This window comes from Streptomyces sp. TAA486 (genome assembly GCF_000426165.1).
The window spans coordinates 421,763-441,916 of the sequence record NZ_AUEV01000007.1; the positions used below are offsets into that span (position 1 = coordinate 421,763).

General features: G+C 71.4%; 13 protein-coding genes and 1 riboswitch. Of the genes, 10 read left to right on the forward strand and 3 right to left on the reverse strand.

What is annotated here, in order from left to right; translation table 11 throughout:
• Positions 1 to 90 precede the first annotated feature (90 nt).
• The 7 genes from I004_RS33640 (at position 91) to I004_RS0112730 (ending at position 9,386) form a co-directional block, all read left to right on the forward strand.
• On the forward strand, positions 91 to 1,086 hold the full coding sequence (locus I004_RS33640) for a polysaccharide deacetylase family protein (RefSeq protein WP_078511076.1): 996 nt from the start codon (positions 91 to 93) through the stop codon (positions 1,084 to 1,086).
• Positions 1,086 to 2,408, forward strand: a complete 1,323-nt coding sequence (locus I004_RS0112705) for an MFS transporter (protein WP_028435814.1) — start codon at positions 1,086 to 1,088, stop codon at positions 2,406 to 2,408. Before I004_RS33640 ends, I004_RS0112705 begins: the two co-directional genes overlap by 1 nt.
• The gene (locus I004_RS33645) at positions 2,408 to 3,343 is read left to right on the forward strand and encodes an SDR family oxidoreductase (RefSeq protein WP_078511078.1); all 936 of its coding nucleotides are present in this window, start codon (positions 2,408 to 2,410) and stop codon (positions 3,341 to 3,343) included. Before I004_RS0112705 ends, I004_RS33645 begins: the two co-directional genes overlap by 1 nt.
• On the forward strand, positions 3,340 to 5,841 hold the full coding sequence (locus I004_RS0112715; RefSeq protein ID WP_028435815.1) for a M20/M25/M40 family metallo-hydrolase: 2,502 nt from the start codon (positions 3,340 to 3,342) through the stop codon (positions 5,839 to 5,841). Before I004_RS33645 ends, I004_RS0112715 begins: the two co-directional genes overlap by 4 nt.
• Positions 5,842 to 6,291: 450 nt before the next feature.
• The gene (locus I004_RS0112720) at positions 6,292 to 6,822 is read left to right on the forward strand and encodes a TerD family protein (protein WP_028435816.1); all 531 of its coding nucleotides are present in this window, start codon (positions 6,292 to 6,294) and stop codon (positions 6,820 to 6,822) included.
• A gap of 129 nt (positions 6,823 to 6,951) precedes the next feature.
• Positions 6,952 to 8,841, forward strand: coding sequence for a Na+/H+ antiporter NhaA (nhaA, locus tag I004_RS0112725; protein ID WP_028435817.1), 1,890 nt, complete (start codon positions 6,952 to 6,954; stop codon positions 8,839 to 8,841).
• 92 nt (positions 8,842 to 8,933) lie between these two features.
• On the forward strand, positions 8,934 to 9,386 hold the full coding sequence (locus I004_RS0112730) for a VOC family protein (RefSeq protein ID WP_028435818.1): 453 nt from the start codon (positions 8,934 to 8,936) through the stop codon (positions 9,384 to 9,386).
• Between the two features lie 161 nt (positions 9,387 to 9,547).
• On the opposite strand, the gene I004_RS0112735 is transcribed toward I004_RS0112730, so the two are convergent.
• Positions 9,548 to 10,147, reverse strand: a complete 600-nt coding sequence (locus I004_RS0112735; RefSeq protein WP_028435819.1) for a histidine phosphatase family protein — start codon at positions 10,145 to 10,147, stop codon at positions 9,548 to 9,550.
• A gap of 288 nt (positions 10,148 to 10,435) precedes the next feature.
• Here I004_RS0112735 and I004_RS0112740 point away from each other — a divergent pair, with 288 nt between their 5' ends.
• On the forward strand, positions 10,436 to 10,669 hold the full coding sequence (locus tag I004_RS0112740; RefSeq protein ID WP_028435820.1) for a CbtB domain-containing protein: 234 nt from the start codon (positions 10,436 to 10,438) through the stop codon (positions 10,667 to 10,669).
• Positions 10,670 to 10,682: 13 nt separating this feature from the next.
• The gene (locus tag I004_RS33650; protein ID WP_037975864.1) at positions 10,683 to 11,447 is read left to right on the forward strand and encodes a CbtA family protein; all 765 of its coding nucleotides are present in this window, start codon (positions 10,683 to 10,685) and stop codon (positions 11,445 to 11,447) included.
• Positions 11,448 to 11,632: 185 nt separating this feature from the next.
• Here the strand turns inward: I004_RS33650 and metE are convergent, their stop codons facing one another.
• Positions 11,633 to 13,972, reverse strand: a complete 2,340-nt coding sequence (metE, locus tag I004_RS0112750; RefSeq protein WP_028435821.1) for a 5-methyltetrahydropteroyltriglutamate--homocysteine S-methyltransferase — start codon at positions 13,970 to 13,972, stop codon at positions 11,633 to 11,635.
• Positions 13,973 to 14,145: 173 nt separating this feature from the next.
• Positions 14,146 to 14,372, reverse strand: a riboswitch (cobalamin riboswitch).
• A 347-nt stretch (positions 14,373 to 14,719) separates the two neighbouring features.
• Here metE and I004_RS0112755 point away from each other — a divergent pair.
• The gene (locus I004_RS0112755) at positions 14,720 to 16,129 is read left to right on the forward strand and encodes a cytochrome P450 (protein ID WP_078511108.1); all 1,410 of its coding nucleotides are present in this window, start codon (positions 14,720 to 14,722) and stop codon (positions 16,127 to 16,129) included.
• A gap of 409 nt (positions 16,130 to 16,538) precedes the next feature.
• Here I004_RS0112755 and I004_RS37530 read toward each other — a convergent pair whose 3' ends face one another.
• Positions 16,539 to 20,099, reverse strand: a complete 3,561-nt coding sequence (locus tag I004_RS37530; RefSeq protein ID WP_486579975.1) for a beta strand repeat-containing protein — start codon at positions 20,097 to 20,099, stop codon at positions 16,539 to 16,541.
• Positions 20,100 to 20,154: the final 55 nt, after the last annotated feature.

Genomic DNA, 20,154 nt, shown 5'->3' on the forward strand with positions numbered 1-20,154 from the left:
CGCACCGCACGGCCCGCCCCACCCCTCGGACGGGCTCCCCCGGCCCGCTCCCCTCTCCCTCGATTCCTCCTCGATCCCCTGCGAGGCACCATGTCCCACGACGATCCCCCGGCCCCCGCCGCCGGACCCGACCCGTCCCGCTCCCCGGCGCCGGACCCGCAAGCGGCCACGCCCTCCTGGCAGTGGCCCGAGTCCGTTTGGCGCGGCCAGGTCGAGGCCGTCCGCGCCGGGCGCGGACTGCTGCCGCCCCGCTGGCCGGACGGAGCAAGGGTCGCGGTGGCTCTCTCCTTCGACTCCGACCACGAGACGATCCCGCTGCGCGACGGCGAGACCAGCCCCGGCCTCCTCGCACAGGGCGAGTACGGGGCACGCAAGGGCGCCGGCCGTGCGCTGGAGCTCCTGGAGCGCTACGGCGCGCCGGCCACGTTCTTCATGCCCGCCGTCTCCGCGCTCCTTCACCCCGACGAGGCCCGCCGCTACGTGCAGGAGGGTCACGAGGTCGGCGTGCACGGCTGGATCCACGAGCGGAACACCCTGCTCGCCGCCGAGGACGAGAAGACCCTCATCCGGCGCGCCCTGGAGACCCTCTCCGACATCACGGGCCGGACGCCGACCGGAATCCGCACCCCCTCCTGGGACTTCAGCGACTCCACGCTGGAGACGGTCCTCGACCTGGGCTTCCTCTACGACTCGTCCCTCATGGCGGACGACGAGCCGTACGAGGTGGTGGCGCACGGCCGCCCGACCGGCCTGGTGGAGATCCCCGTCGACTGGATCCGCGACGACGCCCCGTACTTCACGATGGACCGCTTCACCGCGCTGCGCCCTTACACCCGCCCCCGCGACGTGCTGGAGATCTGGAAGGACGAGTTCGACGCGGCCTACCGCGACGGGGGCGTCTTCCAGCTGACCATGCACCCCCACGTCATCGGGCACCGCTCGCGCCTGGTGATCCTCCGCGAACTGCTCGACCACATCAGCGGCCACCGCGGCGTGTGGTTCGCCACCCACGACCAGCTGGCGGGCACCGCCCGTGACCAGCTCGGCCGGGCCACCGCACCGAACGCCCCGACGGAGCAGCCCTGATGAGCACCGGAACCTCACCCGCGTCCACCGGACCCGGTAGCAGCCCGGCTGCCGACGGCCGCCTCACCCGGGCGCAGCGCAAGGCGATCCTGGCGGGCACCATCGGCAACACTGTCGAGTGGGTCGACTGGGCGCTCTACTCGATCTTCGTGAAGGTCATCTCGGAGGTGTTCTTCCCGAAGGCCGAGGGCGCCGTCGCGCTGCTGTCCACCCTCGCCGTCTTCGCCGTCGGATTCGTCGTACGGCCTGTGGGCGCCGCCGTACTCGGCGCGTACGCGGACAAGTTCGGGCGGAAGAAGGGCCTCACCCTCACCGTCGGGCTGATGGCGGGCGCCTCGTTCATCATCGCCCTGACCCCGGGCTACGAGTCGATCGGCGTCGCGGCGCCCGCGGTGCTGCTGGCCGCGCGGCTCGTGCAGGGCTTCTCGGCCGGCGGTGAGTTCGGCTCCTCGTCGGCCTTCCTCGTGGAGTCCGCGGCGGCCGGGCGGCGCGGCTTCGCCGGGTCCTGGCAGCAGGTCTCCGTCGGCGCGGGCACACTCATCGCGTCGCTGCTGGGCACCGTTCTGACGTCCGCACTGAGCGACGACGCGCTGCACTCGTGGGGCTGGCGGCTCGCCTTCGTCGTCGGCGGGCTGCTCGGCCTGGTCGGGCTGTGGCTGCGCGTCTCCGTCGAGGACACCGCTTCCTTCAACGAGACCGCGCGGAGCGGACGTTCGCGGCGCAATCCGCTCGCCGCGATGTTCCGCGAGCACCCGGGTGCCGCGCTGCGCGTCGTCGGCATCACCATCGCGGGCACCCTCACCTACTACGTGTGGATCACGTATCTGCCGACGTACGCGAATCTGGCGACCGGCATACCCATGGACAAGGCGCTGCTGTCGCAGACCATCTGCCTGACGATCTTCATCTCGCTGCTGCCGTTCGTGGGGAAGCTGTCGGACCGCATCGGGCGCAAGCCCACGATGGCCGGATTCGCCGGAGGCTTCGTCGTGCTGTCCTGGCCGCTGCTGCACCTGCTGAGCAACAGCTTCGCCAGCCTCTTCTTCGTACAGCTGACGGGCATGCTGCTGATCCTCGGCTACTCGGCGAACTGCGCGGTGATCATGGCGGAGCAGTTCCCGCCGGAGGTGCGGGCCACCGGCATCGCCCTTCCGTACGCGTTGGCCGTGGCCCTCTTCGGCGGGACGGCGCCCTACGTCACGACGTGGCTCAACGACGCCGGGCACGGCGGAATGGTGTGGCTGTACGTATCGGGCGCGGCGCTCATCTCACTCGTCGTCTATCTGACGATGCCGGAGACGAAGAACAAGGAGTTCGACTGATGGCGGGGGCGCGGCCGCACAGACGTGCCCCGGTCCACGTCGTGGTGACGGGCGCGGCCGGAGGCATCGGCCGCGCCGTCGCGGAGGCGTTCGCCTCGGAGGGCGTCTCCGGTGTGGACACGGCGCTGACCCTGGTGGACGTCGACGATGACGGACTCGCGGCTGCCGCCGCGGCGCTGGACGCCGGGCAGATCCGGGTGGACCTGGCGTCGCCCGGCGGTCCCGGCGAGGCGGTGGACCGCGCATGGGAGGCGCGGGGCGGCGTCGACGTCCTGGTGAACGCGGCGGGCGTCTACCCATCGCTCGACATGATCGACGTGCACGTCGGGGAGGACGGCGGCGCGAAGGCCGGGGCACAGCTGTGGGACCGGGTCTTCGCTCTCAACTCGCGGGCGCCCGCACTGGCGACGGCGGCGCTGGCCCGCCGTGCCGTCGCGGCGTCCCGCCCCGCCTCGGTGGTCAACATCTCGTCGGGGGCCGCGCTGCGGGCCCGTCCCGGCGGCGGCCCGTACGCGGCCTCCAAGGCGGCGCTCGAAATGGCAACGCGGGCCGCGGCACTCGAACTCGGCCCGCACGGCATCCGCGTCAACGCCGTCAGCCCCGGCTTCGTACCGGTCGCCAGCAACTGCAATCCGGTCGCGCCGGAGTACGCGGCGGCAGTGTCCCCGAACCCGCTGGGGCGGCCCGGAACCCCGGAGGACGTCGCCCGCGCCGTGCGCTGGATCGCGGGTGAGGAGGCCGCGTGGATCACCGGGGAGATCCTTCGCGTCGACGGAGGCTCCGGTACGGGCGCGGGTCACCTGCCCCGGCTGTGGCCGCCCGGGTCCGCGAACAGGCCCGCGAACGGGTCCCCGAACGCGCCCGCACCTGACGCCCCCGGTTCCGGACAGGCAGGAAACCGGGGCGGGAACGACACGGAAGGAAGGACCGTATGAGCGGCGACGCGTACACGGTCGTCGGCGCGGGCGCGATCGGCGGCACCATCGCGCACAGCCTCGCCCGTGCCGGGCACCCCGTCACCGTCGTCGACTCCGACGCCGAGCACGTGGCGGCGATCAGGGCCCACGGCCTGACGGTGGATCACGGGGGCGGCCGCTTCGCCGCCGTGCGCGTGTCCGCCTTCACTCCGGAGGAGTTCGACGCCGGAGACCCTGACAGCAACGGGGACAGCGACGGGGACAGCGACGGGGACAGCGACGGGGACAGCGACGGGGACAGCGACAGCAACGGGAGCCGGGTGGTGCAGCGCCCGCTGTCGCGTGTTCTGCTCGCCGTCAAGGCTCAGGCCACCGAGGACGCCATGCGGTGGATCGCACCCAGGCTCGCGCCCGACGGCTACGTCGTCTCCGTCCAGAACGGCTTCAACGAGGCTCTCATCGCGGAGCACGTGGGCGCGGAGCGCACCGTCGCCGCGTTCGTGAACATCTTCGCCGACGTCACCGACCCCGGGGTCGTCCGCGACGGCGGCCCCGGCGCCTTCGTCGTCGGCGAGCCCGGCGGAGCACCGGTCTCACCGCGCGTCCGGCGCCTGGTCGAGGACCTTCAGGCCTGGGGACCCGCCCTCGCCACCGACAACGTCGAGGGCTATCTGTGGGCCAAGGCCGGCTTCGGCGCGATGCTCGCCGCGACATCCCTCGCGGACGCCGCGATGGCCGACCTGATCGACCGTCACCGCCAGGCCATGTACGCGGTGGTGCACGAGGTCTTCGCCGTCGCCGAGGCCAAGGGCGTACGGCTGGAGCCCTTCGACGCCTTCGAGGCGCAGGCGTTCCGCACGGGCACTCCCCCGGGCGTGCGCGACGCCGCCACCGACCGTCTCACCGCGTGGCTGCGGACCCAGTCGAAGGACCGGAGCGGCATCTGGCGTGACATCGTCGTGCGCCGCCGTCCCGTGGAGGTGACCACCCACTACGCCACGGTGTTCGAGGAGGCGGAGCGCGCCGGCATCACGACCCCGGTGCTGCGAGCGGTCATCGGGGGGCTGCGGGAGCTGGAACGCGACCCCGCCGGGATGTCGGAGACCCGACTGGACGAACTGGACCGGCTCGCCTCGGGGCACAACCCGGCGCATCCCGCGGGGACTTCGGCCGCGCCCGTCTCCCAGGCCGGGACCGGAGCGGCAGGTGAGGCCGGAGCGGGAGGCGAAACCGGGGCCGCCGCACCGTCAGGCCGCAACGACGACGTGCCGGACGCCGCCCCCGGAGGTCTGCCCACCGCACCGCGGCTCGGCGACGCCGAGGCCCGCGCCGTACAGGAGTGGCTGGAGGAGCACCGCGAGCAGATGGTCCGCGACCTCGCCGCGTATACGGAGAAGGGCAGCTCCAGCGACGATCCTGCGGAGCTGCACACCTGCCTGGAGTGGCTGCGCGGCTGGCTGGACGAGTCGCTCGGCGCGCCCGGAAGCGCGGGGATCACCGAGGAGCGGCTGCCACGCACGGACGCCGGTGACGTCGTCGTCCGCCGCTATCCGGCGTCGAGCCCGGACCCGGCGGGCGGCAGCGGCGACGCCGCGGGCGGCACGGCTCTGCCCGTGCTGCTGCTGGCGCACTACGACACGGTGTGGCCCACCGGCACCCTGCTGGAGTGGCCGTTCCGGCGCGAGGACGAGACGATCTCCGGGCCGGGTGTCTTCGACATGAAGGCAGGGCTGGTGCAGGCCGTCTGGGCGCTGCGGGCACTCGGCGCGCTCGGGCTGCCGCGTCCCGCATGCACGCTGATGCTGAACGGGGACGAGGAGACCGGCAGCCTCGCCTCCAGCGACGCCATCGTCGCCGAGGCCGCCCGCTCGCGTGCGGCACTCGTCTTCGAGGCCGCGGCCGACGGCGCGGTCAAAACGGCCCGCAAGGGCGTCGGCCTCTTCCGACTGACCGTCGACGGCGTCGAGGCGCACGCGGGGCTCGACCCGACGGCAGGCGCCAGCGCGATCGAGGAGGCCGCTCACCAGGTCCTGCGGCTGGGCTCCTTGAGCGACCATGCCGCCGGTACGACCGTCAACGTCGGCGTCCTGCACGGCGGTACGCGCAGCAACGTCACAGCCGGGCAGGCCGTCGCCGACCTCGACATACGGGTCGCCTCCACCGCGGAGCAGAAGCGCATCGAGACGGTGCTCTCGGCGCTCCCACCGGTGGATCCGCGCACGAACGTCACGGTCACGGGCGAGTGGAACCGGCCCGTCTTCGAACGCACACCGGAGGTGGCCCTTCTCTACGGGCTGGCCCGAGCGTGTGCCGAGCCGCTCGGTCTCCACCTGCGGGAGACGTCCGTGGGCGGCGCGAGCGACGGCAACTTCGTGCTCGCGGCGGGTGTGGCGGTGCTCGACGGCCTCGGCGCGGTCGGCGCCGGTGCACATGCCCGCACGGAGCACACGACGGTCACCGGCATGACGGAGCGCGCCGCGCTCACGGCAGGAGTACTGGCGGCGTTCACGGGCTGATCGGCGGGCGCGCGGACCGATGTGGCGGCGGCTCGGCCCGGGCGGTCCGCCCAGGGCCGCGTCCGACGACGGCGGGGATGCTCATGGGTCCCCGCCCGTCGCCGTCCGAGGGCGCTTCGGCCGCAACTCCCGAGCACGCCGGCGACGGCTTCGTGCACGGACGGCCGGTGCGGTGAATGGACCCCCGGACGGCCGACGACACCACGGCCGTACGGTGCCCCGCGTCCACCGGTGCGCGCACCACTCCGGCGAGCATTCCCGTACCCCCCACGACGAGGGCGAACGATGCCGCGGCCCCTTCCCTGTCCTCCCCCTCGGCGGCCGTCGGGACGGGCACCTGCCCCGCCCGGCGGGCGATTCCCCGACCACGGTTCAACGTCCTTCCCCGGCAGTACAGTTGATCCTGTGTGCGGTCGGTTCCGCTGCATCCCGGACCAGGAGGGGAAGTCTGTGAGCAGTCTCAACAAGGGTCTCGAAAAGGTCGAGGTGACGCTGAAGTGGGACCCGAGTCCCATGGGTGCCCCAGTGCACGATCTCGATCTCGTCGCCGCCACGTACACCGCCGAGGACCCGTACGGCGAGCCGGACTATCTCGTGCACTTCGACAGCCGTGCACCGGACGGCACGATCACGCTCACCCGGGACAGCCGCACAGGGCAGGGCTTTGGACCCGACGAGGCCATGATGCTCGAGCTGGAGCGGCTGGCGCCCTCCTACGTGCGGGTGGTGGTGGGCGTGGCCATCCAGCAGGGCTCGGGGCGGACGACGTTCGGCGACGTGGACAACACCTTCATGCGGGTCGCCGAGGGCTACGACAAGCTGGCGGAGAACGACTTCGCGGGCGTGGCGGCCTCCACGGCGGCGACCGTCGCCGAGTTCGTGCGCACGGAGGACGGGGCGTGGGAGCTCCACGACGGGGTCACCGGATTCGACACGGAGCCCGAGTCCTTCGCGAGGGAGATGGGCCGCGGGCCCGCCTGACCCCACCGCCCCACCGCGCCCGCCCCTCCCTACGGGCCCGCCCCTCCCTACGGGCCCGCCGGGCCCGTAGGGACGACGCACACCTGCCGGTGCTGTGCCAAGGCGCGCCCACTGGGACAGACTTGCGGAATGAGCGACTCCCAGGGATCTTCCCGCAGTGAGCTGGCCGGGCGGACCCCCTGGGCGAGCCTCCACCGACCGGTGCGGCAGTTCCTGCGCACCGAGACCGGCAGCGCCGCGGTGCTGCTGACCGCGACGCTCGCCGCGCTGGTCTGGGCGAACATCGACTTCGCCTCGTACGAGGAACTGTGGTCGACGAGGCTGTACATCGGCGTCTCCGACGACCGGATCTCGCTGGACCTGCACGACTGGGTCAACAGCGGGCTCATGACGTTCTTCTTCTTCGTCGTCGGCCTGGAGGCGCGCCGCGAGTTCGACATGGGCGACCTGCGCGAGCGGCGCAGGGTCGCCCTGCCCGCCCTCGCCGGGATCGGCGGGATGCTGGTGCCCGTCGCGCTCTATCTCGCGCTGAACGCGGGCCACCCCTCGGCGCAGGGCTGGGGAGCGGCGATGTCGACCGACACGGCCTTCGCGCTGGGCATCCTGGCCCTGGTGGGGCCACGCTTCCCACGTCGGCTGCGTGCCTTCATGCTCACCTTCACCGTCGTCGACGACGTCATCGCACTGGCCGTCATCGCCCTGGTCTACAGCGAAAACGTCGCTCCCGTACCGCTGTTGGCGGCGTGCGGCCTGCTCCTGGTCGTGCTGGTGCTCCGGTACGCGACCGTCTCCTCCTCGTTCGTCTACGGTGCGCTGGGCGTCGGCATGTGGATCGCGATGCTCAAGTCCGGTGTCGATCCCGTCGTCACGGGCCTCGTGCTGGGCCTGCTGACGTACGCGTATCCGGCGGCGCGGGGCGATCTGGAGCGCGCCAGCGGCCTCTTCCGCCTCTTCCGTGAGCAGCCGACGGGGGAACTCGCGCGCACGGCACGCGTCGGGCTGGCCGCGGCCATCTCGCCCAACGACCGTCTCCAGGACCTGTTCCACCCCTGGGCGAGCTACGTGATCGTCCCCCTCTTCGCCCTTGCCAACACCGGAGTGCCGCTCACGGAGGAGCTGCTCGCACGCGCCTTCAGCTCACCCGTCACGATCGGCATCCTCATCGGCTTCGTCGTGGGCAAGCCGATCGGCATCGTCGGCGTCTCCTGGCTGGTGACGCGCCTCAGCGGCGGCCGGCTGCGGCCGCCTGTGGGCTGGGCCGCGGTGGTGGGCGGCGGGACGATCGCCGGCATCGGCTTCACGGTCTCGCTCCTCATCACGGGACTGGCGTTCCACGGGGACGAGTTGGAGGAGGCGAAGATCGGCGTGCTCAGCGCGGCGCTGTGCGCGTCCCTGCTGACGTGGGCGGTCTCGCGTGCGACGGCGATGCTGCCGCACCGCATCAAGGGGCGCGCCCTGCTCGGCACCTCCGAGCCGCTGCGGGACCTGACCACCGACGTCGACGACGAACGCGACCACGTGCGCGGGCCGGCCGACGCCACCGTCACACTCGTAGAGTACGGCGACCACGAATGCCCGTACTGCGCCGGGGCGGAGCCCGTCATCCGCTCCCTGCTCGGCGGCCGTGACGACGTGCGCCACGTGTGGCGGCATCTGCCGCTGACCGACGTCCACCCGAACGCGCAGCTGAGGGCCGAGGCGACCGAAGCGGCGGGCGCGCAGGGCGCGTTCTGGGAGATGCACGACTTCCTCCTGGCCAACCAGGAGGAGACGAGTGTCAGCATGCTGGTCCGTCAGGCGAAGGTGCTCGGCCTCGACACCGACCGGTTCCGCGAGGACCTGCGCGAACGTGTCGGAGCCGACCGGGTCGCCGAGGACATCGAGTCCGCCGACGAGAGCGGGGTCTCGGGCACGCCCACGTTCTTCGTCAACGGCCGCCGCCACCACGGCTCGTACGACAGCGCGAGCCTGCACGCGGCGGTACGGGCCGCGCGGCTGAGGGCCGACATCGGCGGCTAGGCGGAGACCAGCGCGTGTTAGTGCGCGTACGGCGACGAATGCGTCCATACCCTGCGAGGACATCGCCTCGAGCAGGGAGGAAACCGGAGACCATGCGACGCGAAGACCTGCCCGCCCCGGAGACGGGCATCCTCCTTACCCACTTCCTGACCGTGCGGGACGTACCGCGGTCCCGCGCGTTCTACTCGGGCGTCCTCGGGGGCACGGTGGTGCTGGAGGAGAACCCGTGCATCATCAGGCTGGCCAACGGCTGGATCATCATGAACCCGGGAGGCGGCCCCACCCCCGACAAGCCGGACGTGACGCTGCGGCCGCCGGAGGACCCCGGCACCACCTCCAGCTTCCTCAACATCCGCGTGGCCGACATCCAGGAGTGCTACCGCGAATGGAGCGCCAAGGGCGCCGAGTTCCTCACCCCTCCCATCGACCGCAAGGCCGAGCTGCGCTGCTACGTCCGCGATCCCGACGGCTATCTCATCGAGGTGGGACAGGCGACCGGGATGGTGGAGGGGATCCTGGCCGACCCGCCGGCCGGGACGGGCTAGGACCTGTCCGGCGGATCTTTGAGGACCAGCCCGCGGCGCCTGGTGCGTGCGATCGCAAGGCGGAGGATCATCCTCGTACTGGGCGTACTCGGATGACTCCGACAACGCAGCGAGCGTGCGTGCCAGGCGTCGCGGGCCCGAGAGGATCCGCCGGACAGGTCCTAACCGGCGGGGCCGGTGAGTGCGGTGCCGGCGCGGAGGTTCCAGCGGCCCGAGCGGCCGCTCAGCTCCGTCGCCGTCAGCGGTGCGACGTCCACCCTCCACAAGCCGTGCGGCGGTGCGTCCAGGGCGGACACCACGGCGGCACGCACGATGTCGGGCTCGACGACGGCCAGAACGCGGCCAGGCACTTCCGCCAGCCCGGCCAGCCACTCCCGCGTCCTGGCACAGAGCGCGGCGACCGGCTCACCGCCGTGCGGGGCGCTTCCGGGGTCGGAGAGCCACAGCCCGACGGCCTCCGGTTCGGCGGCGCTCACCTCATCGAGGGTCCTGCCGCGCCAACGGCCCGTCGCGCAGCCGGAAAGCCGCTCGTCGACGAGGCCCGAGGCCCCGGCGAGACCCAGCTCCTCGGCCGTGCGCACACAGCGCGGTGAGGGCGAGACACTCAGCCGCCCGGCCGCGGACAGCAGCTCCGCGGCGGCGCCCCGCACCCGGCGCGCGTCCCGCAGCCCGGCGTCGCTCACGGGACTCCCGTCGTCGAAGCGGAACTCCTCGGACGCCTCGCTGCGGGCCGGCGAGATCAAAGTCACTCGCGTGGTCATCGGCCTCTCCTCGCGGTGAACGGCGGCTTCGCACAAGGGAGTTGATCATGCGTCGTCCCGGTGTCCGGGATGTGCGGCCTTGGCCGGGCAGGTGGAATCGGGGTACCTTCCGCTGGTATCGATCGACGACGGCAGGGCGGAAGCCGGTGAGATTCCGGTGCGGTCGCGCCACTGTATGCCCCTTCCGGTCCGCTGCCGTGCGCAGCGTACGGGCAGGGGCGAGCCAGACCCGCAGGCCGTCACGAGCTCCACCGACAGGGACGCGAGTTCCCACCAGGAGGTCCTGCCATGGCACAGTCCATAGCCCCGCCCAGTTCCGCAACTCCCGCCTCCGGCGTCTCCGTTCCGGCGACACTCCCGGTCAAGGCGATCCTTCCGTGGGCATTCTTCTTCGGCCTGCTGATGCTCGTCCTGCTGTACTTCGTCGGGGCGGAGCAGGGGGCCACGTCCCTCATCTCCGGCACGGACGTGCACGAGTGGGTCCACGACGGACGCCACCTTCTCGGCTTCCCCTGCCACTGAGCGGGGGAGCACGATGAACTCCGCCACTGTGAGGACCCTCCTTGTGCGGGGCATGCTGGCCGGTCTCGTGGCCGGCCTGTTCGCCCTGGTGACGGCCTCGTTCCTGGGCGAACCGCACGTGGATGCCGCGATCGCCTTCGAGGAGGCGCACTCGCACGAACACGGGGGCGAGGAGATCGTCAGCCGCGGCATGCAGTCCACCGCGGGCCTCGCCACGGCCGTCCTCGTCTACGGCGTCGCCATCGGCGGCATCGCCTCGCTGGCCTTCAGCTTCGCGCTGGGACGCGTGGGCCGCTTCGGTCCCCGTGCGACGGCCCTGATGCTGTCGGGTGCCGCGTTCCTGTGCGTGTACCTGGTGCCGTTCCTGAAGTACCCGGCCAACCCGCCGTCCGTGGGTGACCCGGCGAGCCTCGACAAGCGAACGGCTCTGTACTTCCTGATGGTGCTGCTGAGCCTGCTGCTCGCCATCGGGGCCACGATCCTCGGCAAGCGCCTGGCGCCCCGTCTGGGCAACTGGAACGCGACGGTGACGGCCGTGCTCGGCTTCGTCTTCGTCATCGGCCTCGCCTACGCGTTCCTGCCGTCCCTCAGCGAGCTCCCCGAGCACTTCCCCGCGCTGCTGCTGTGGCGCTTCCGGATCTCGACGCTCGCCGTACAGCTCGCGCTGTGGGCTGCCTTCGGGCTGACGTTCGGTCATCTCGCCGAGCGTGCCCTGGGGACCGCCGCACGCAGTGAGAAGGAGACGGCGTCGGCCGCGGCGGCACCCGCCGCCAACTGAAGCGAACAACGCCCGGTACATGACGGGCCGTGAGCCGCTGCCGGGCACCCGCATCGGGTGCCCGGCAGCGGCTTTTCACGGTGCGGTGCCGCTCGGCTCCGGGCCGGTTTCGACGGCACCCGTGCCGCGCCGAAGGGCGAAGGGGCCGGGCGCGAGTCCCGGCCCCTTCGGCACTGGCGGCAGGCTCAGCCGCGGCCCGCGGCCTCCGCCCGCACGGTCCGCGCCGCCTCGACCATGTGCTCCAGCGCCTCACGCACCTCGGGCCAGCCGCGGGTCTTCAGGCCGCAGTCCGGGTTGACCCACAGCCTCTCCGCCGGGATCGCGCCGAGCCCCTTGCGCAGCAGTGACGCCACCTCGTCCGCGTCGGGGACCCGCGGTGAGTGGATGTCGTACACGCCGGGGCCGACCTCGTTCGGGTAGCCGGCCGTGGCGAGTTCGTCCGCGACCTGCATGTGGGAACGGGCAGCCTCCAGACTGATGACGTCGGCGTCGAGATCGACGATTGCCGAGACGATGTCGCCGAACTCCGCGTAGCACATGTGCGTATGGATCTGCGTGTCCGCGCGCACGGCACCGGTGGCCAGGCGGAAGGACTCCGTCGCCCACGCCAGGTACTCCGGGCGGCTCTCCGCCCGCAGCGGAAGCGTCTCCCGCAGTGCGGGCTCGTCGACCTGGATGACGGCGGTCCCCGCGGACTCCAGGTCGGCGACCTCGTCCCGCAACGCCAGTGCCACCTGGCGTGCGGTCTCTGCCTGCGGCTGGTCATCCCGCACGAAGGACCACGCGAGCATCGTGACGGGCCCGGTCAGCATGCCCTTGACGGGCCGTCCGGTCTGCGACTGGGCGTAGCGCGTCCACTCCACCGTCATCGGCTCGGGACGGGACACGTCGCCCGCGAGGATCGGAGGCCGGACGTAGCGGGTGCCGTAGGACTGCACCCAGCCGTGCTGCGTCGCGACGTAGCCGTCCAGCCGCTCCGCGAAGTACTGGACCATGTCGTTGCGTTCGGGCTCGCCGTGCACGAGCACGTCCAGTCCGGCCTCTTCCTGGAAGGCGAGCACGTCCCTGATCTCGGCGGCGATCCGCTTGTCGTAGCCCTCCGCGTCGAGCCGTCCGGCCCTCAAGTCCGCGCGCGCCGCACGCAGTTCGCCGGTCTGTGGGAACGAGCCGATGGTGGTGGTCGGCAGCAGAGGCAGCTTCAGCCGCGCGCGCTGCGCCGCGGCCCGCTCGCGGTAGGGCGCGGTGCGGCGCCCGTCGGCGTCGGTGACGGCTTCGGTGCGTGCCCGCACGGCCGGGTCGCGGGTGAGCGCGGCGGAGGAACGGGCCGCGAGCGCAGAGGAGTTGGCGTGCAGCAGTCCCGCGATGACGTCGGTGCCCTCGCCGAGTCCCGTCGCCAGGGCGACGACCTCCTCGGCCTTCTGCCTGGCGAAGGCGAGCCAGCGCGCGACCTGCGGATCCACGTCGCGCTCGAGGGCCGCGTCGAGCGGTACGTGCAGCAGCGAGCAGGACGGGGCGACGTCGACACGGTCGGCGAAGCCGAGCAGCGAAGCCAGCGTGGACAGCGACTTCTTCAGGTCGTTGATCCACACGTTCCGTCCGTCCACGACTCCCGCGACGAGCCGCTTGCCGGGCAGTCCTCCCGCGCGTGCCAGGTCCTCCAGGTTCGCGGCGGCAGGGCCGGTGAAGTCCATGGCCAGCCCCTCGACGGGCGCCTTGGCGAGTACGGGCAGCGCGTCGCCGAGACGGTCGAAGTAGGAAGCCACCAGCAGTTCGGGCCGGTCGGTGAGCCCGCCCAGTTCCCGGTACGCGCGTGCGGCGGCGTTCAGTTCGGCGGACGTGCGGTCCGCCGCCAGCGCCGGCTCGTCGAGCTGCACCCAGCCGGCCCCGGCCGCACGGAGGTCGGCGAGCACCTCCGCGTAGACGGGGAGGAGCCGGTCCAGCAGCGTCAGCGGATCGAAGTCGGGGGCGACGCCGGGCGCGGGCTTGGCGAGCAGCAGGTACGTGACCGGCCCGACGATGACGGGCCGGGCGTCGTGGCCCTGTGCGACCGCTTCGGACAGCTCACCGGTCTGCTTCACGGAGTTCGCCGCGAAGACGGTGTCGGGCCCCAACTCCGGTACGAGGTAGTGGTAGTTGGTGTCGAACCACTTCGTCATCTCCAGCGGCGCGACGTCCTGCGTACCGCGCGCCATGGCGAAGTAGCCGTCGAGCGCGTCCGCCTCCACGGCGGCACGGTGGCGTTCGGGAACGGCACCGACCATGACGGTGGTGTCCAGCACATGGTCGTAGAGGGAGAAGTCTCCGGTGGGCACTTCGCGCACGCCGGCATTCCTGAGCTGCTGCCAGTTGTCCCGGCGCAGCCCGGCGGCGGTTTCCCGCAGGGCGTCGGCGGTGACGCGGCCCTTCCAGTACCCCTCGACGGCCTTCTTCAGCTCACGGCCGCTGCCCTGCCGTGGGTATCCGTGGACGGTGGCGCGGGGCCTCGTGGCCGGCTGCGACGCCGCGGCTGCGGACTTCGGTGTCACTCAACTCTCCTTCGCGAGTCTGGCCGGTGACCCGAGAGGTACGGGGCGAGGAGGAGAGGCGACGCGGCGGCGCGCACACGCACCGTGTGCTGCTCACCTGTACCGCCGACCCGCCCTCGAGGTCACCGAGATCAATCCGCCGACGCGTCTCCCCCTGGGCCTTGCGGCCAGGGGGTGGCCGGCGGGCAGTGGCAGGTCTTCGGACTCGCGGGCCCGCCGTGTCCGTGATCCACGGACCGGCTCCTACCGGCCGTCGCTTCCCGGGTCCGCTCGGACCCAGTGCGTATGACGGCTTTCGTTCCCACTCACCGCTGCGGGGCAGTTCCGGAGTCTCACCGGATTCCCTCTTGCGACGCGCCTGTCTGGCGGACAGGCCGAACCGACTGCGTCTCCAGCGTACGGGCCCGCGAGCCGCCGCGACAAAGGGCAGGAGTGAGGGCTTCTTCATGCGGCACGGCGGTTTACGGAGGCGAAGCGCGGGTCTGCCGTGGCCCTCACCGGACCGGCGCGGCCTCACCCCCCACAGGCATGGGACCGGCTCCGACGGGGAGAGCCGCCCAGGATCCCGGCGACAGGAACGTCCCGGTGCCTTCGTGGCCCTCCCTCACAGGGCCGTCCGGGTCGCGGCGGTGTGGCGCACGCCGTGGAGCGGCCCGCCGGTTCCAAGCTGCTGCCGGAGACTCACCGCCCCGCCGGTGCGCAGGCCGGGCGGGGCGATCCGTTCCACGACGACTGGAGAAGATGACCATGCCACCCCACACCGCGTCCGCATCCTCGGCAGGACCCGAAGCCGCGGCCGCACCGCAAGCCCCCTCCCCCGCGGCAGCGGCAGCGGGAGTCGAAGCCTCGGAGGCGGCCGGAGCCTTCGAGGCGGCGGGCCTGCCGCCGGAGACGAACCCCGCTGACCCCCGGTTCTGGCAGCTGCCGCACGACCAGCGGCACCAGGTGTTCGCCGTGCTGCGCGAGCGGGAGGCGCCCACGTACTTCGCACAGCCGCAGCACTCCCTGCGCAAGCGGCAGCAGCCGGGTTTCTACGCTCTCGTCAGGCATGAGCACGTGCAGGAAGCGAGCCGCAACGCCGCCGTGTTCGGGAGCGCCCCCGGGGTCACCACGCCGCATCCCGCGCCCTGGGTGAAGGCTCTCTTCGGGGAGTCCATGGTCAACGTCGACGGCAGCGACCACGCCAAGCTGCGGAAGATCATTTCGCGGGCGTTCAGCCCCAGGCTGCTGGCGGGCACCGAGAAGGACATCGAGCAGGTCGTCGCGGCCGTCGTCGGGAACGCGGTGCGCCAGCCCTCCCGCGAGTTCGTGACCGCCGTGGCCTCGCTGGTGCCGTGCGAGGTGGTGTGCAACATGATGGGCATCCCGCAGCGGCACCGCCCCCGCATCCTCGCCCAGCTCAACGACGCCTCGGAGAACATCGGCGTACGGCGCGGAGCGGGCGCGAAGTTCCGCATCCCCGGCAAGGGGCTGCGGGCGCTGGCCCGTATGCACGTCATGATCGCGATGCTCGCCAGGAAGCGCCGGCGCCACCCGACCGACGATCTCATCTCCGCGCTGGTCACCGCCGATGTCGACGGGCAATGCCTGGGCAACCGCCAACTCGGCGCGTTCTTCACGCTGTTGATGGTCGCGGGGGTGGAGACGACCCGCAACGCGATCTCGCACGGCCTGGCCCTGCTCAGTGCCAACCCCGAGCAGCGGGAGCTGTGGAAGAGCGACTTCGAGAAGTACGCGGACACCGCCGTGGACGAGATCGTGCGGTGCTCGACCCCGATCATCCAGTTCCGCCGCACGCTGCGCACCGACCACGTCATGGGCGGCCGTACGCTGCGCAAGGGCGAGACGGTGGCGATGTACTACGCCTCCGCCAACCGCGACGAGGCGGTCTTCACCGACCCCGGCACCTTCGACATCACCCGCGACCCCAACCCCCACCTCGGCTACGGCGGAGGCGGCCCGCACTACTGCCTCGGCGCGCACCTCGCCCGCCAGGAACTCAAGGCGCTCTTCAGGCAGTTGCTCACCGACTCCGTCGCGATGCGAGCCGTGGGCCTGCCGGACCTTGTGCCCTCCAGCTTCGACAACCGCATCCGTTCGCTGCAGTTCGACATCGCCCCGCAGAACCCAGCGGCGGCCCGGCGAAGTGCCCTGTGACCAGCGTCTGACGCACCCTTACGCCGCCGGGCCCGCCGCCCCTACCCTCGTCCCCGGGACTCCCCCGACGCGGGACGACGGAGTGCACGAGCGGCTCCGGGACGCCGCGACACGGTATCCCGTCGGCGCTCTGACACCCCGCCACTGCCGCGTGCGGGGACCTGCGTCCCCCTGAGGGACGCGGCGCGGGGCACAGCGCACAAGTAGAGCGAGGCTCCTCGGGCGTTGCGCCGGTGGTCGGTTCACCACCGGCGCGGCGCCAGGAGCCTCGCCGTATCGGGGATGGAGGGCGGTTGCCCGGCCATCCGGCTGAATCAGATCGTCCACTCTCCGTTGCCGCTGTCGGCTCCGGAGAGGGCGGGCTGCTCACCGGTGAAGCGGCAGCCCGCCATCTCACGCCTTCCTCCTGTCAGTTCACCGTGTGGGTGCCGTTGTCGGACGAGCCGAGGTAGTCCCCGTCATCGCTGGTGTAAGCAGCGCTGATCGTGAACGGGGAGCCGACCGTGGTGGGGTAGGCGTAGCTGGTCGTCGCCACGCCGCCGGTCAGCCCCACAGGAACCGTGGGACTGCCGTCACCGAAGTCGAACACCACCGTCCCGGTCGGCGTACCACCACCCGGAGCAACCGCCGAGACGGTCGCGGTGAAGAGCACCGACTCACCCGTCACCGACGGATCCGGAAGATCAGTCAGAGCAGTGGTGGTCGCCGCCGGATTGACCGTGTGACCGCCGGCGCCGGAGGAGGCGGTGTAGTTGACGTCACCGCTGTAGGAAGCGGTCACCGTGAACGGGGAGCCGGACGCGCTGGGGTAGGCGTAGCTGGTCGTGGCCACACCGCCGACCAGCGGCAGCGGCGCCGATGTGTTGCCGTCACCGAAGTCGAGAGTGACAGTTCCCGTGGGCGTCCCCCCACCCGGGGCGACAGGCAGGACATGGACAGTGAAGGCCACCGGCTGACCCACCAACGACGGATCCGGCAGATCGTCGAAGACACTGGTCGTCGTCGCCGCCACATTGACCGTGTGAGTCAGGCCCGGAGGCGTGCTCGAGGTCGTGAAGCTGGCGTCACCGCTGTAGGTGGCGCTGATCGTGAACGGGGAGCCGACCGTTGTCGGGTACGGGTAGCTGGTCGTGGCCACACCACTGACCAACGGCACCGGAGCCGACGTGTTGCCGTCACCGAAGTCGAACACCACCGTCCCCGTCGGAACGCCCGCACCCGGAGCAACCGGCGAGACGGTAGCGGTGAACGTCACCGACTGGCCCACCAGCGACGGGTCCGGCAGATCGGTCAACGCCGTCGTCGTCGCTGCCTGGTTCACCGCATGGCTGCCCAACCCCACAGACGCGTTGAAGTTACTGTCACCGCTGTATGAGGCCGTGAGCGCGAACGGCGAGCCGGTCGTGGTGGTGTAGGCGTGACTCGTGGTCGCCACGCCGCTGACCAACGGCACCGGAGCCGACGTGTTGCCGTCACCGAAGTCGAACACCACCGTTCCGGTCGGCGTACCCGCACCCGGGGCATCGGGCGAGACCGTCGCGGTGAACGTCACCGACTGCCCCACCACCGACGGATCCGGCGTGTCGGCCAACGCCGTCGTCGTCGCCGCCGGATCGACCGCGTGACTGCCCATCCCCACGGAACCCGTGAAGTTGGCGTCGCCGCTGTACGTGGCGGTGAGGGCGAACGGCGAACCCGTCGTCGTGGCGTACGCATGCATGGTGGTCGCGACACCGGCAACCAGTGCCACCGGACTCGACATGTTGCCGTCACCGAAGTCGAAGACGACCGTGCCCGTCGGGACGCCCGCGCCCGGAGCGACCGGGGAGACCGTCGCCGTGAAGAGCACCGGCTCACCCACCACCGACGGATCCGGCGTGTCGGCCAAAGCCGTCGTCGTCGCCGCCTGGTTCACCGCATGAGTGCCCATCCCCACAGACCCGGTGAAGTTGCTGTCACCGCCGTAGGAAGCAGTGAGGGCGAACGGCGAGCCGACCGTGGTCGCGTAGGCGTGACTCGTGGTGGCCACGCCGGCGACCAACGGCACAGGGACAGTTGGGCTGCCGTCACCGAAGTCGAACGTGACGGTGCCGGTAGGAGTCCCCGCACCAGGAGCGACCGGCGAGACGGTAGCGGTGAACGTCACCGACTGGCCCACCAGCGACGGATCCGGCAAATCGGTCAACACCGTTGTCGTCGTTGCCTGGTTCACCGCATGGCTGCCCAACCCCACAGACCCGGTGAAGTCGGAGTCGCCGCTGTACGTGGCCGTGAGGGCGAACGGCGAACCCGTCGTTGTGGCGTACGCATGCGTGGTGGTCGCGACACCGGCAACCAGTGCCACCGGACCCGACATATTGCCGTCACCGAAGTCGAACACCACCGTTCCCGTCGGAACGCCCGCGCCCGGAGCGACCGGCGAGACGGTAGCGGTGAACGTCACCGACTGCCCCACCACCGACGGATCCGGCACATCAGCCAGCGCCGTCGTCGTCGCCGCCTGGTTCACCGCATGGGTGCCCATCCCCACGGAACCCGTGAAGTTGGAGTCACCGCCGTAGGTGGCGGTCAGGGCGAAGGGCGAACCTGTGGTCGTCGTGTACGCGTGACTGGTCGTCGCCACACCACCGACCAACGCCACAGGGACAGTTGGACTGCCGTCACCGAAGTCGAAGACGACCGTGCCCGTCGGGACGCCCGCGCCCGGAGCGACCGGCGAGACGGTAGCGGTGAACGTCACCGACTGCCCCACCACCGACGGATCCGGCACATCAGCCAGGGCCGTCGTCGTCGCCGCCACATTCACCGTGTGCGTCAGACCCGGAGGCGTCGCCGAGGCCGTGAAGTTGGCGTCACCGCCATAGCTCGCACTGATCATGTACGGAGACCCGGAAGTCGAGGTGTAGGCATGCGAGGTCGTCGCCACACCGGCGACCAACGGCACCGCAACCGTCGGACTGCCGTCACCGAAGTCGAACGTGACGGTTCCGGTAGGAGTCCCCGCACCCGGAGCGACCGGCGAGACGGTAGCGGTGAACGTCACCGACTGCCCCACCACCGACGGATCCGGCACATCCGTCAACGCCGTCGTTGTCGCCGCCTGGTTCACCGCATGAGTGCCCATCCCCACAGACCCGGTGAAGTTGCTGTCACCGCCGTAGGAAGCAGTGAGGGCGAACGGCGAGCCGACCGTGGTCGCGTAGGCGTGACTCGTGGTGGCCACGCCGGCGACCAACGGCACAGGGACAGTTGGGCTGCCGTCACCGAAGTCGAACGTGACGGTGCCGGTAGGAGTCCCCGCACCAGGAGCGACGGGCGAGACGGTAGCGGTGAACGTCACCGACTGCCCCACCACCGACGGATCCGGCGTGTCGGCCAACGCCGTCGTCGACGCCGCCTGGTTCACCGCATGGCTGCCCAACCCCACGGACCCGGTGAAGTCGGAGTCACCGCCGTAGGTAGCCGTGAGGGCGAACGGCGAACCCGTGGTCGTCGTGTACGCGTGACTGGTCGTCGCCACACCACCGACCAACGCCACAGGGACAGTTGGACTGCCGTCACCGAAGTCGAACGTGACGGTGCCGGTAGGAGTCCCCGCACCAGGAGCAACCGGCGAAACAGTCGCGGTGAACGTCACCGACTGCCCCACCACCGACGGATCCGGCACATCCGTCAACGCCGTCGTCGACGCCGCCTGGTTGACCGTATGCGTCAGACCCGGAGCAGTGGCCGAGGCCGTGAAGTTGGAGTCGCCGCCGTATGAAGCGCTGATCGGGAACGGCGAACCCGTCGTCGTGGCATACGCATGCGAAGTCGTCGCCACACCACCGACCAACGCCACAGGGACAGTTGGACTGCCGTCACCGAAGTCGAAGACGACCGTCCCCGTCGGCGTACCCGCACCCGGAGCAACCGGCGAGACCGTCGCCGTGAAGGTCACCGACTGCCCCACCACCGACGGATCCGGCACATCCGTCAACGCCGTCGTCGACGCCGCCTGGTTGACGGAATGCGTCAGACCCGGA